Below are 13,205 nucleotides of genomic sequence, written 5' to 3' on the forward strand. Positions count from 1 at the left end.
CGCGCCCCCGGGGAGCCGCGGCCCGTCGGCCGCATGGCCGTCGTCCCCCGCTGCTACCGCCCCGTACCCTTGTCCCGTGAGCAGCCCCACCCCCGACGCCCTCCTCGGCCCGGCCGACATCCGCGAACTCGCGGCAGCGCTCGGCGTACGCCCCACCAAGCAGCGCGGCCAGAACTTCGTGATCGACGCCAACACGGTCCGCCGTATCGTCCGCACCGCGGAGGTCCGCCCCGACGACGTGGTCGTCGAGGTCGGTCCGGGGCTCGGCTCCCTCACGCTCGCGCTGCTGGAGGTCGCCGACCGGGTCACGGCCGTCGAGATCGACGACGTCCTGGCCGCCGCGCTGCCCTCGACCGTCGCCGCCCGGATGCCGACGCGGGCCGACCGGTTCGCGCTGGTCCACACCGACGCGATGCACGTCACCGAACTGCCCGGCCCGCCCCCGACGGCACTCGTCGCGAACCTGCCGTACAACGTCGCCGTCCCGGTGCTGCTGCACATGCTCGACACCTTCCCGAGCATCGAGCGCACGCTGGTGATGGTGCAGTCGGAGGTCGCCGACCGCCTCGCCGCCACCCCCGGGAACAAGGTGTACGGCGTGCCCTCCGTGAAGGCCAACTGGTACGCCGACGTCAAGCGGGCCGGCGCCATCGGGCGCAACGTCTTCTGGCCCGCCCCGAACGTCGACAGCGGCCTGGTCTCGCTGGTCCGGCGGGCCGAGCCGATCAAGACGACGGCCTCCAAGCGGGAGGTGTTCGCGGTGGTGGACGCGGCGTTCGCGCAGCGCAGGAAGACGCTGCGGGCGGCGCTGGCCGGCTGGGCCGGGTCCCCGGCCGCGGCGGAGGCGGCCCTGGTCGCCGCCGGGATCTCGCCGCAGGCGCGCGGGGAGGCCCTGACGGTCGAGGAGTTCGCGCGGATCGCCGAGCACAAGCAGCAGGGGGAGAGCAGCAAGTGAGCGTCACCGTACGCGTCCCGGCCAAGGTCAACCTCCAGCTCGCGGTGGGCGCCGCCCGTCCCGACGGCTTCCACGGCCTCGCCAACGTCTTCCTCGCCGTCGGCCTGTACGACGAGGTCACCGTCACCCCCGCCGAGGAACTCCGCGTCACCTGCGAGGGCCCGGACGCAGACCTGGTCCCCCTGGACCGCACCAACCTCGCGGCGCGCGCGGCCCTCGCGCTCGCCGAGCGGCGGGGCGTCGACCCGGCCGTGCACATCCACATCGCCAAGGACATCCCGGTCGCCGGCGGCATGGCGGGCGGCAGCGCGGACGGCGCGGGCGCGCTGCTCGCCTGCGACACCCTGTGGAACGCCGGCGCCTCCCGCGCCGAACTCCTCGCCATCTGCGCCGACCTGGGCAGCGACGTGCCGTTCAGCCTGGTCGGCGGGGCCGCCCTCGGCACCGGGCGGGGCGAGCAGCTGACCTCCCTCGACGTCGGCGGCACCTTCCACTGGGTGTTCGCGATGGCCGAGCGAGGGCTGTCGACCCCGGCGGTCTTCCGCGAGTTCGACCGGCTGGCACAGGGGCGGGAGATCCCGGAGCCGGTGGCCTCGGCGGACCTGCTGGAGGCGCTGGCGAAGGGTGACGCGGAGGCGCTGGCGGCGACTGTCTCCAACGATCTTCAGCCGGCCGCCCTGTCCCTGTTCCCGGAACTGGCGGACACGCTGGCGGCGGGGCGCGGGGCGGGTGCGCTGGCCGCGCTGGTCTCGGGATCGGGGCCTACGACGGCCTTCCTCACGCGCGATGCGGAGTCGGCGGAGAAGGTCGCGGCGGCGCTGCGGGCGTCGGGCACCTGCCGCACCGTACGGGTGGCGGCGGGGCCGGTGCCGGGGGCGACGGTTCTCTAGGGCCCGGGCTTCAGAGGGCGTCGATCCCGGTCAGGTCGATGTCGATGTCGTAGGGCACGCTGATCTTGACGTGGTCGTGGTAGATGCCGGTCAGCGCGTAGGTGCCGGTGGCCTTGCCGCGCTCGTAGACCTGCACGACGGGGTGGTCGTCCTGGCCCGCCATGTCGACCAGCCAGAAATGGGGGATGCCCGCCGCGGCGTACTTGTGCGGCTTGTAGTCGCGGTCGCGGGCCTCGGAGTCCGGTGAGACGACTTCGACGGCGAGCAGGACGTCGGCTGCCTTGAAGTGGGTCTGACGGCGGTCGGTGACCGCGTCGGCGCGGACCACGGAGATGTCTGGTTCGGGGCCGTTGCGTTTGTCGAGCACGACAGTCATCTCGCGCTTGACCCTGATCTCCGGCGATGCTGTGCGCCGCAGGCCGTTGATCAGCATGTCGATGGCATCGGCATGAAAGACGCGCTGCGCGCTCACGAAAACCAGGCTCCCGTCGATCAGCTCGGTGTGCGGCGGGAGATCAGGCAGCGTGAACAGGTCGTCCACGGTGTAGCCGTCCTGCGGCGGCACAGGCCAGTGGCGGCGGTGCTCTGTGGACTCGGCGGTCATGGTTCCTCCCATAAACGGGATCCTGCTGCCTGTCCTCAACGGTAGCGGCTGCTTCCCGATCACGTCATCACAAAGAGTGACCACCCCCTCGCGCCCCGCCCCCACCTCCGCAGGCCCTACGCTAGAAGGCTGAGCCACGCGGCGGAGCCGCATGTCGACACCGCCCCGCACAGCCCCCGCGCACAGGAGTGAAATGGCCGTCAATCTGGTCAATGTCGAGAACGTCAGCAAGGTGTACGGCACCCGTGCCCTGCTGGACGGCGTCTCACTCGGCGTGTCGGAGGGGGACCGGATCGGGGTCGTCGGGCGCAACGGCGACGGCAAGACCACCCTCATCCGGATGCTGGCCAAGCTGGAGGAGGCGGACACCGGACGTGTCACGCACTCCGGCGGGCTGCGGCTCGGCGTGCTGACCCAGCACGACTCGCTGGACCCGGCCGCGACCGTTCGGCACGAGGTCATCGGTGACATGGCCGATCACGAGTGGGCCGGCAACGCCAAGGTCAGGGACGTGCTGACCGGGCTGTTCGGCGGGCTCGACCTGCCCGGCTTCCCGAAGGGGCTGGACACCGTCATCGGCCCGCTGTCCGGTGGCGAGCGGCGCCGGATCGCGCTGGCCAAGCTGCTCATCGAGGAACAGGACCTGGTCGTCCTCGACGAGCCCACCAACCACCTCGACGTCGAGGGCATCGCCTGGCTCGCCCAGCACCTGCGCAACCGGCGGTCCGCGCTGGTCTGCGTGACGCACGACCGGTGGTTCCTGGACCAGGTGTGCACCCGCATGTGGGACGTCCAGCGCGGCGACGTGTACGAGTACGAGGGCGGTTACTCGGACTACGTCTTCGCGCGCGCCGAGCGCGAGCGGATCGCCGCCACCGAGGAGACCAAGCGGCAGAACCTGGTCAGGAAGGAGCTGGCCTGGCTGCGCCGCGGCGCGCCCGCCCGTACCTCCAAGCCGCGCTTCCGCGTCGAGGCCGCCAACGAGCTGATCAAGGACGTGCCGCCGCCGCGGGACAGCAGCGAGCTGATGAAGTTCGCCTCCTCGCGGCTCGGCAAGACGGTCTTCGACCTCGAGGACATCACCGTGCAGGCCGGTCCCAAGGTGCTGCTCAAGCACGTCACCTGGCAGCTCGGCCCCGGCGACCGGATCGGCCTCGTCGGCGTGAACGGCGCCGGCAAGACCTCGCTGCTGCGTGCCATGGCCGACGCCGCGCGCACCGAGGGCGAGGCGCAGCCGGTCGGCGGACGCGTCGTCGTCGGCAAGACGGTCAAGCTCGCCTACCTCTCCCAGGAGGTCGCCGAACTCGACCCGAACACGCGGGTCCTGGAGGCAGTGCAGCAGGTGCGTGAGCGCGTCGACCTCGGCAAGGGGCGCGAGATGACCGCCGGGCAGCTGTGCGAGACGTTCGGCTTCAACAAGGAGAAGCAGTGGACGCCCGTCGGTGACCTGTCCGGCGGTGAGCGGCGCCGGCTCCAGCTGCTGAGGCTGCTGATGGACGAGCCCAACGTCCTCTTCCTCGACGAGCCCACCAACGACCTCGACATCGAGACCCTCACCCAGCTCGAGGACGTCCTCGACGGCTGGCCCGGTTCGATGATCGTCATCTCCCACGACCGGTTCTTCGTGGAGCGCACCACGGACCGGGTGTTCGCCCTCCTCGGCGACGGCACCCTGCGCATGCTGCCGCGCGGCATCGACGAGTACCTGGAACGCCGTCAGCGCATGGAGGAGGCCGTCGCCGCGCAGGTCGCCGCCGCGGCGCCCAAGGCGGACGGCGCGGAGAAGAGCGCCGCCGACCAGCGCGCCGCCAAGAAGGAACTCCAGAAGATCGAGCGGCAGTTGGACAAGATCTCCGAGAAGGAGTCCAAGCTGCACGACCGGATCGCCGAGAACGCCACGGACTTCGCCAAGGTCGCCGAACTGGACGCCCAGCTGCGGGACCTGGCCGGGGAGCGCGAGGAACTGGAGCTGCGCTGGCTGGAACTGGCGGAGGATGCCTGACGGAGCCGGAGCGGCGCCCGGCCTCGCGACATTCCACGCAGGGGGCGCGTGCACCGCGTGAAGGGGGCGTGAAGGCGCATAACGACGGCGTCACGGGCCGGTCCTCCCTTGGGAACAGGGGAGGACGCGGCCCTCTTTGCTGTCCGTGCCGGGTGATAAAAAGAGCCGACTGACTGTCTGAGTACGACCTTGGGTCCGTGAACGAACCTCAGGGCGTGGCTACAAATCAGTGAACGAGGGGGAAGACCGCTGATGACCCAGCCGCCCGACCAGCCGCCGCAGGGTGGTCTCGGAGCACCGCAGGAGCCGCCGCACGCCGGCGGATTCGGGGCCCCGCCCACACCTCCGCAGATGCCGCCCGCGCCCCCGGCCCAGCCGCCGCAGCCGGGCTACGGCTACCCCCAGCAGCCCGGCCCCTACGCCCAGCAGCCGGGCCCCTACGCCCAGCCGGGCCCGTACGGCGCACCCACCGCACCGAACGCGCCCACCGCTCCCGGCACCCCGGGCCCGTACGGCCAGCCCCAGCAGCCCGGCCCGTACGGTCACCCCCAGCAGCCCGGCCCGTACGCCCCGCAGCCCGGCTACGGCTACCCGCAGCAGCCGCAGTACCCGGGCGCGCCCGGCACCGCGCCCGGCGGTCCGGCGGCCAAGAGGAAGACGGCTCTGATCATCGGTGCCGCGGTGGCCGCGCTGCTCGTCATCGGCGGCACCGTCTACGCCGTCACGAGCGGTGGCGACGACGGCGGCAGGAGGAAGCCGGTCGCCGAGAAGAGCGACGACAACAAGCCGTCCGCCTCCGACGTGCCGGTCAACCCCGGTGACGGCAGCGGCGACGGCGGTTCGGACCCGGAGAACCTCAACGAGGGCCGGGGGCCCGGCGAGGCGAAGGTGCTCTGGTACAAGACGGCCCCCGACGCCCCCGGTTCCGGCGCCGACGCCCCCGGCATGTGGGTCACCGGCAAGGCGGTGGTGAAGGCCGCGTACAAGCAGGTCTTCGCCTACAACACCGGTGACGGCAACCCCAGTTGGGACCCGATCTCCTTCCCGCAGAAGGTCTGCGCGGTCACTTCGCGGCCGTCGGACGACGGCAAGGTCGTCGTGGCCTACATGAGCGGTGTCAGCGACCGCGCCAAGTGCAACCAGCTCCAGCAGATCGACCTGGACACCGGCAAGAAGGGCTGGACCGCCGAGGTCGCCGACGGCGGGCTGTTCGACAGCGCGCTCAGTGTCGAACTGTCCGTCAGTGGCAGGACCCTGGTGGTGGGCCGCTCGCAGTCGGGCGTGGCGTACGACATGGACACCGGCCGCAAGATGTACGAAGCGAAGAAGTACGGCAACGCCTGCTTCCCGACGGCGTTCGCGGGCGGCGACGGCAAGCTGATCCAGGTGGCCTCCTGCGACGCGGCCGGCAGCGACGAGCACGACGAGATCGCCGAACTCGACCCGGCCACCGGCAAGGTCAAGTGGAAGCAGCCGTTCAAGAAGGGCTGGACTGTCGCGCGGGCCTACTCCCTCGACCCGCTCGTGGTCTACCTGACCAACGAGGACGAGAAGGCCTGGAACATCTCCACCCTGACCGGCAACGGCACGTTCCGTTCGCAGGTCAAGGTGGACGAGAAGTTCTCCCCCAGCTGCGGCTGGGCGATCCTCGAACGGGACCTGCAGGGCTGCCAGGGCGTCGCCGTCGGCTCCGACACGCTCTTCCTGCCGACCGACAACTCGGGCGGCGCGAACGAGATCGTCGCGATCAGCCTCGCCACCGGCAAGGAGAGGTGGCGCGTCAAGTCCCCGACGGACGAGTCGATGGCACCGGTGAAGGTCGAGGGCGGCAACCTCATCGCCTATGTGCAACCGTCGTACGACGCCGGCGGCCAGGTCGTGTCGATCTCGGTCCCGGGCGGTTCGCACACGCCGACGGAGCTGCTGCAGAACCCCGCGGGCACGGCGCAGATCGAGCGCACCTTCTTCGACAGTGACATCGACTGGGTTGACGGGCGCTTCTACATCTCCACCTCCCGGCTCACCGGCAACGACGACACGAAGGAGAAGCTGATGATGGCCTTCGGCAAGTGAGCCCCGGCCCGTCTCCGTCTCCCTCTCCGTTCCCAGCCGTTCCCGGGCCGTCCGGCCCCGAGTGCTTCTTCGAGGTACCTCCGTCATGACCCAGCCGCCTCCGCCGCCGCCCAACCAGCCCCCGCCGCAGGGCGGTTTCGGCCCGCCGCAGGACCAGCCGCCCGCGCCCCAGACCCCCGCGACCCCGCCGCCGCCGAACCAGCCGCCGAACCAGCCGCCGGGCCAGCCGCCGGGCTTCCAGCAGACCCCGCAGCCCGGCTACGGCTACCCGCAGCAGCCCCCGGCGCCGCAGCAGCCCCCGACCCCGCCGCAGCCGCAGCCCGGCTTCGGCCAGCCCCAGCCGCCCGCGCCCCAGGCTCCCCAGCCCGGCTACGGATACCCGGGCACGCAGCAGAACCCGTACCACCAGCCCACCCAGCCGCCCGGAGCCCCGTACGCCCCGCAGCAGGGCTACGGGCAGCCGGGTTATGGACAGCCGGGTTATGGACAGCCGGGTTATGGGCAGCAGGGGTACGGCTACCCGGGCGGCCCCGGCATGCCGACGCAGCCGCAGCCCGCGAAACCGGCCGGCGGGAGGAACAACGCCGCGCTCGTCATCATCGTCGCCGCGGTCGTCGTGATCGCGCTGATCGTCGGCGGCGGCGTCTGGTACGCCAACTCCTCCGGCGACGACGGCAAGAAGCACGACACCGCGTCCTCCAGCGGCAGCACGGGCGACACGGGCGGCAAGAACGCCACCACGGGCGGGTCCTCGGGCGGCAAGGAGAAGGCTCCGGCGAACCCGGCGAGCCACGTCCTCTTCAAGGTCCCGCTGCCCGACTCGAAGAACTCCGTCCGCACCGCGGGCTCCTGGCTGACCGACAAGGTGTACGCCAAGAGCGGGATCGCCGAGATCGTCGGCTACAACCCCGCCACCGGCGGCAAGATGTGGACGATCTCGTTGCCCGGCACGGTCTGCGCTGTCACCCAGCACGTCACCGAGGACGACAAGACCGCGATCGTCTACGAGTCGTCGAAGAGCGACACCGCGCGCTGCTCCGAGGTCGGGGTCATCGACCTCGACAAGGGCACCAAGCTGTGGTCGAAGTCGGTCGGCAGCGGTGACTACCCCGTCAGCTGGGAGAACGTGACGGTCGCCCAGCACACCGTCGCGGTCGGCAGCACCGACGGCGGCGCCGCGTTCGACGTCGCCTCCGGCAAGGTGCTGTGGCAGCCGAAGCCGACGGACGGCTGCTACGACGCCGGGTACGGCGGCGGCACCAAGCTGGTCGCGGTGCGCAAGTGCGGCAGCATCGACAACCCCACGCTGCACATCCAGACCATCGATCCCGGCACCGGCAAGGTGATCGCCGAGTACAAGATGGCCTCGGGCATCGAGTACGCGAGCGTCGTCTCCACCGACCCGCTGGTGGTGGCCGCGGACATCGGCGACAGCGCGGGCGACGGCAGCGGCGTCTCGGACTACTTCTCGATCGACAACAAGACCGGGAAGCTGCTCACCCGCATCTCCGCCCCCGGCGACGACTACGCCGGCGACTGCGACGGCATCACCCGCGTCGAGGACTGCAAGGCGATCGTCGTCGGCAACGGCAAGCTGTACGTGCCCACCGAGGAGCACGACTCCAGCAGCGACGAGTACAGCAAGACCAACGAGATCGTCGCCTTCGACCTGACCACCGGCAAGCTGACCGGCCAGCGGGCCGAGGCCGGCGACGGCTACACGATCTACCCGGTGCGCATGGACGGCGGCAACCTGCTGGCCTACAAGCGCCCGCCGTACGACAAGGGCGGCCAGGTCGTCAGCATCGACGGCTCCTCCTTCAAGGCCACCACCCTGCTGGAGAACCCCGCCGATCAGGGGACGCGGGAGGCCGAGGTCTCGATGTCCCCGGACTTCGCGGAGTTCCGGTTCGGGCAGGGCCGGCTGTACATGGCGGCGCTGTACGCGCACAGCGGCGACTTCGGCACCAAGGAGTACCTGGCGCTCGCGTTCGGCACGAGCGGCTGACGCGGCGAACGCCCTTGTCAGGGGCCTGATCAACTCTGATCGAGCGGAGGTGCCCCGGATTTTCGTCGATCCGGGGCACTTCTGCCGCATAGGGGCAGCGCGACGTCGAACAAGCGTGTAGCTTCCGGGGGCATGAAGGGGCGAGGTGCCGGGGGGCCCTCTGTCATCGAGGGCCGGTGGACGTCCATAGTGGGGCATCCATGGGGGGACTGGGGGGTGCTCTATGGGAGTGCGGCTCATGGTCGTCGACGACCACCGCTTGCTCGCGGAGGCGTTGGCGTCGGCGTTGAAGCTGCGCGGGCACCGGGTGCTCGCGGCGGCGGCGCCGGCGGCGGGTGCGGCCGAGCTGGTGATCACCCGGGCACCCGAGGTGTGCCTGCTGGGCACGGCGGCACCGGCCGAACCGGGCGCCTTCGACCCGGTGATCCGCATCAAACGGGAGCGCCCGCAGGTGGCGGTCCTGGTCCTCGGCCCCGTGCCGTCACCACGCGGCATCGCCGCGGCCTTCGCCGCCGGCGCGTCCGGATACGTACGCCAGGACGAACGCATCGAGGGCGTCGAACGAGCCATCATGAAGGCCCGGGCAGGCGAGGCGGCCATCGCGCCGCAACTGCTGCAGGGAGCCTTCAGCGAGCTGCTGAACCCGGCGGCGCAGCCCGACGACGAGGGGCAACGGCTGCTGGAGATGCTCACGGCCAGGGAAGTGGAGGTACTGGTCCGCGTCGCGGACGGCGAGGACACGCGCCTGATCGCCGCGGGCATGGGCATCGCCCCCTCCACCGCCCGCACCCACGTCCAGCGGGTCCTGATGAAACTCGGCGTCGGCTCCCGTCTGGAGGCCGCAGCCCTGGCCGCCCGCACGGGCATCCTGGACCGCGCGGGCACCTTTCCCCACCCGCCCCCCGGGGAGGGGTTCAGTGCAGGCGGTCCTGGACGTCGATGACGCACTGGTAGGTGTCGATCGCGGCGGCGAGCACGGTCTTCTGCTCGCCCGGGTCCACCACCGCGCTGTCGAGGCGATGGTTCAACGTCTGCCACTGCGCCCGGTCGCCGCTGTTGAAGTAGGCGGTTCCGCGATCCGCGGCGAGGCCGTAGGCCGACTCGACATGCCGGCGCAGGACGGCCTCGGCACCGAGCGTCGAGCCCTCCATCACATAGAGACAGCCCAGGCACTCCACGCCGACGCTCGCACGGAGCTTCTTTGCGAGTAGCTCCGCCGGCGCGACGGCCGTCGAAGCGGCCGGTCCGGCACCGGATGCGGCGTCGAAGAACTCGAGATCCCGGTCGAAGGCCGCCGTCTTCGAAAGATCGTCACGCCAGACCTGTACGACCGACGGATGACTGCTGCCGCGCAGGGTCTCTTCCAGCGCGCGATAGATGACGGCGTACGACCGCAGCAGTCCCACGTACTTCTCGCGGGGCAGGGTCTCCGACTGCATGGCGGTACCGAAGGAGTTCACCATGAGCGCTTTGTGATAGTCCTGCGTCTCCCGCAGAATCATGCTGGATATCGGTGCCATGGAACGCTTCTCCCGTTTCGTTCAAGGTGACGTGGGCGCGGCAGGCGCGAGCAGCGAGTCGAGGGAAGTCGTGGAGTGCAGCCGTTCGGCGACCATGTCGATGTGGTGGCCGACCCGCTCGATGGCCGCGTCGAAGTACTCCGCGCTCTCCTTGGACCGGCACAGCGCGAATACCTGATCCTTCGCCGTCCGCTTGAATCGAACGGCCTCATCCGCGAGACGGCGCATCACCTCCGGGAGCCGCGGGTGCCGCAACGCGAAGGATTTGAGTTCCTCCGGCGTCATCTCGTCCGGGGCGCCTTGCGCACCTTCCGTCGCCAGCAGTTCCAGGACGACACGGTTCTTCAGTCCTTTGAAGTCGGCGAAGCTGTTCGCGCCCGCGTAGCGGGGAATGAAATCCACCAGGTCGTTCAGCAACTGCCCGGCCAGCCCCATGAGATGCATGCTCTCGTCGAGGACGACTCGCTCCTCCTTGGGCACGTCCAACGCCAAAGCCGCCGTGTTCACGGGCAATTGGAGAAGCGTGGACGTCTTCAGCGCGGCGACCGACATCCAGAATTCGATGCGGGACTCCGGGGACGCGGTCGCCAGACTCCGCTTCACTTCGGCGAGGCCCGTGGACAGGTCGAGCGCCTGTCCGGTGAACCCGTTGCGTACGGCTCCCACCGCGTAGTCGACCACCTCGGGGTCCGCGATGTGGCGCAGCCCGCTCATCATCATCCAGCAGGCCGTGTTGAGGGCGAGCGGAGCACCGTGGGTGATGTGCAGCGCCGGCTTTTCGCCGGCCGATGGGCGCAGCCGATATCGCGGTCTTTCCTGGCGGAATTACGGGGCCGGGCTCCCGGAGTGGGGCCCGGCCCCGTGTCGCGTCAGTCGGACCGGGGCTCCTCGCTCTCCCCGTCCGGCAGCGCGTCGGACGGCGAAGACGCCGCGGGCCGGAGCTTCAGCCACGCCAGGAAGAACACGCCGAGGGCCAGCATCCCCAGCCCGGTCCAGAGGTTGATGTTGACGCCCTCGGCCTTGTCGATCGCGGCCTGGGAGTCGGTGATGCCGGTGATCGTGACGATGACGCCGTAGACCACGAACAGGCCGCCGATGATGCGGCGCAGGTCGAAGATGCGGGCGGCCGTCGCGGACCTGCCCTCCAGCTCGGTGACTTCCCGCTGGACGTCCTCCTCGGAGTACCCGTGGTGCTCGGGGCGCTCGGGACGGCGGTCGGAGTGCTCGGTCATGGTTTCCTCATCCTCCCGCGATCAGAACGAGAACGGGATGTAGCAGGCGGCGGCCAGGACGACCGCACCCCAGCCCAGCAGGGCCGGCTTGCGGTACCAGGCCTCGTCGCCGGGGGCGGGCGGCTCGGTCATGCCGGGAGAGGCGGTGCCGTAGACCAGGCCCCGCAGCTCCTTCGCCGGCTTGGGCTTCGTGAACAGGGACACCGCGACCATCACGACCGCACCGGCGACGAAACCGGCGATCGCGGAGACGAAGTTGGCGCCCTGGTCGGAGGGGATCGAGATGATCCCCTTCTTGTAGAGGACGAAGTAGTTGATCATCGCTGTGACGGTGCCGGCGAGCAGACCCCAGAAGCCGGACTTCGCGGACGCCCGCTTCCAGAACAGGCCGACGATGAAGACGACGAACATCGGCACGTTGAAGAAGGAGAACAGTGTCTGCAGGTAGCTCATGATGTTCGAGAACGAGGACGCCAGGAACGCGGTGCCGACGGAGGCGGCGACGCCGATGACGGTGATGAGCCGGCCGAAGCGGACGTAGTACCCGTCCTCACGGCCCTTGACCACGTACCGCGCCCAGATGTCGTTGGTGAACACCGTGTTGAAGGACGACACGTTCGCCGCCATGCCCGCCATGAACGCGGCCAGCAGTCCGGTGACCGCGATGCCGAGGACGCCGTTGGGCAGCAGCTCCTGCATCAGGTAGGGGATGGCGTCGTTGTACTGGAGGCCGGAGCCTGGGGTGCCGATGTCCGGGACGAGGGCTGCGGCGACCAGGCCCGGGATCATCACCAGGAAGACGATGAAGATCTTCGGGTAGGCGGCGATCAGCGGGGTCCGCTGCCCGGCGGAGAGGTTCTTCGCGGACAGCGCGCGCTGCACCTCGGCGAAGTTCGTCGTCCAGTAGCCGAAGGACAGCACGAAGCCGAGGCCGAGCACGATGGTCAGCCAGTTCGCGCCGAGCGGGTTGACGTGGCCGATGCCGGTGCCGCCCCAGGCCGTGGTGAAGTTCGCGCCGTGCGTCGCGGTGAGCTTGTCGGTCAGCCCGCCCCAGCCGCCGGCCTTCTTCAGGCCGAGCACGGTGATCGGGATCAGCGCCGCGAGGATCACGAAGAACTGGAGCACCTCGTTGTAGATCGCGGAGGACAGTCCGCCCAGCGTGATGTACGCGAGCACGAACGCCCCGGCGACCACGATGGCCACCCACTGCGGCCAGCCCAGCAGCGCCTCGACGACGATCGCGAGGGCGTAGAGGTTGACGCCCGCGATCAGGATGGCGGCGAACGCGAACAGGGCCGAGCTGAGCAGGTGGGCGGCCCGGTCGAAGCGCAGCAGCAGGAACTCGGGGACCGAGCGGACCTTGCTGCCGTAGTAGAAGGGCATCATCACCAGGCCCAGGAAGACCATGGCGGGGATGGCGCCGATCCAGTACCAGTGCACGGTGTAGGCGCCGTACTGCGCGCTGTTCGCGGCCATGCCGAGGATCTCGGTGGCCGCCAGGTTCGCCGAGATGAAGGCGAGACCGGTGATCCAGGCGGGCAGCGAGCGTCCGGAGAGGAAGAAGTCGAGGCTCGTCCTCACCGAGCGGCGGGCCGCGAAGCCGATGCCGAGGACGACGACGAAGTAGATCGCCAGGATCGTGTAGTCCAGCCCGTTGGTGGGGAGCCGTAGCTCCGCCGCCAGCCGGGTGGTGCCGAATGTGGGGGTTTGCATGAGAACTCGCTTCGTCGCGCGAACTGATCCAGGCGGATCTTGTGCCTCCGCATTCAGTAATTGAACACTTCTGATGGTGTTCTTTGTTTGATCGTGATCGTACTGAGTGTTGTGGAGTTGTGGTTTGTTATGTTTGGTTGTGTTGAGGGAGGGTGGGGTCCCGAACCCCGGCCGCCCCCAGCGACCTCGGCGCGGATGGAAGGCGACG

11 protein-coding genes are annotated in these 13,205 nt (G+C 70.0%); 6 read left to right on the forward strand and 5 right to left on the reverse strand.

Annotated features, from left to right (window positions below):
* Positions 1-76 precede the first annotated feature (76 nt).
* Complete coding sequence (gene rsmA / locus ACWD5D_RS17825) at positions 77-955, forward strand: 16S rRNA (adenine(1518)-N(6)/adenine(1519)-N(6))-dimethyltransferase RsmA (protein WP_451373634.1); 879 nt, start codon at positions 77-79, stop codon at positions 953-955.
* Complete coding sequence (locus ACWD5D_RS17830; RefSeq protein WP_451373635.1) at positions 952-1,845, forward strand: 4-(cytidine 5'-diphospho)-2-C-methyl-D-erythritol kinase; 894 nt, start codon at positions 952-954, stop codon at positions 1,843-1,845. The genes rsmA and ACWD5D_RS17830 overlap by 4 nt, the downstream gene beginning before the upstream one ends.
* Before the next feature lie 10 nt (positions 1,846-1,855).
* On the opposite strand, the gene ACWD5D_RS17835 is transcribed toward ACWD5D_RS17830, so the two are convergent.
* Positions 1,856-2,449, reverse strand: coding sequence for a Uma2 family endonuclease (locus ACWD5D_RS17835; RefSeq protein ID WP_451373636.1), 594 nt, complete (start codon positions 2,447-2,449; stop codon positions 1,856-1,858).
* A 193-nt stretch (positions 2,450-2,642) separates the two neighbouring features.
* Here ACWD5D_RS17835 and ACWD5D_RS17840 point away from each other — a divergent pair, with 193 nt between their 5' ends.
* From ACWD5D_RS17840 to ACWD5D_RS17855, 4 genes are all read left to right on the forward strand, one after another.
* Positions 2,643-4,451: an ABC-F family ATP-binding cassette domain-containing protein gene (locus ACWD5D_RS17840; protein WP_451373637.1), complete on the forward strand. Its 1,809-nt coding sequence runs from the start codon at positions 2,643-2,645 to the stop codon at positions 4,449-4,451.
* Positions 4,452-4,703: 252 nt separating this feature from the next.
* Positions 4,704-6,524 (forward strand): outer membrane protein assembly factor BamB family protein, encoded by a 1,821-nt coding sequence (locus tag ACWD5D_RS17845; protein WP_451373638.1) that lies wholly within the window; start codon positions 4,704-4,706, stop codon positions 6,522-6,524.
* An 85-nt stretch (positions 6,525-6,609) separates the two neighbouring features.
* Positions 6,610-8,532 (forward strand): outer membrane protein assembly factor BamB family protein, encoded by a 1,923-nt coding sequence (locus tag ACWD5D_RS17850; RefSeq protein WP_451373639.1) that lies wholly within the window; start codon positions 6,610-6,612, stop codon positions 8,530-8,532.
* 223 nt (positions 8,533-8,755) lie between these two features.
* The gene (locus tag ACWD5D_RS17855; RefSeq protein ID WP_451373640.1) at positions 8,756-9,475 is read left to right on the forward strand and encodes a helix-turn-helix transcriptional regulator; all 720 of its coding nucleotides are present in this window, start codon (positions 8,756-8,758) and stop codon (positions 9,473-9,475) included.
* Here ACWD5D_RS17855 and ACWD5D_RS17860 read toward each other — a convergent pair.
* From ACWD5D_RS17860 to ACWD5D_RS17875, 4 genes are all read right to left on the reverse strand, one after another.
* Positions 9,447-10,052, reverse strand: a complete 606-nt coding sequence (locus ACWD5D_RS17860) for a biliverdin-producing heme oxygenase (protein ID WP_451373641.1) — start codon at positions 10,050-10,052, stop codon at positions 9,447-9,449. The genes ACWD5D_RS17855 and ACWD5D_RS17860 overlap by 29 nt on opposite strands.
* A 21-nt stretch (positions 10,053-10,073) precedes the next feature.
* Entirely contained in the window at positions 10,074-10,850 is a 777-nt protein-coding gene (locus tag ACWD5D_RS17865) for a class 1 isoprenoid biosynthesis enzyme (protein ID WP_451373759.1), read from the reverse strand.
* A 71-nt stretch (positions 10,851-10,921) separates the two neighbouring features.
* Positions 10,922-11,284, reverse strand: a complete 363-nt coding sequence (locus ACWD5D_RS17870) for a hypothetical protein (RefSeq protein WP_451373642.1) — start codon at positions 11,282-11,284, stop codon at positions 10,922-10,924.
* 21 nt (positions 11,285-11,305) lie between these two features.
* Positions 11,306-12,997 (reverse strand): sodium:solute symporter family protein, encoded by a 1,692-nt coding sequence (locus ACWD5D_RS17875; RefSeq protein WP_451373643.1) that lies wholly within the window; start codon positions 12,995-12,997, stop codon positions 11,306-11,308.
* Positions 12,998-13,205: the final 208 nt, after the last annotated feature.

The sequence above is a fragment of the Streptomyces sp. NPDC002520 genome (genome assembly GCF_053595235.1).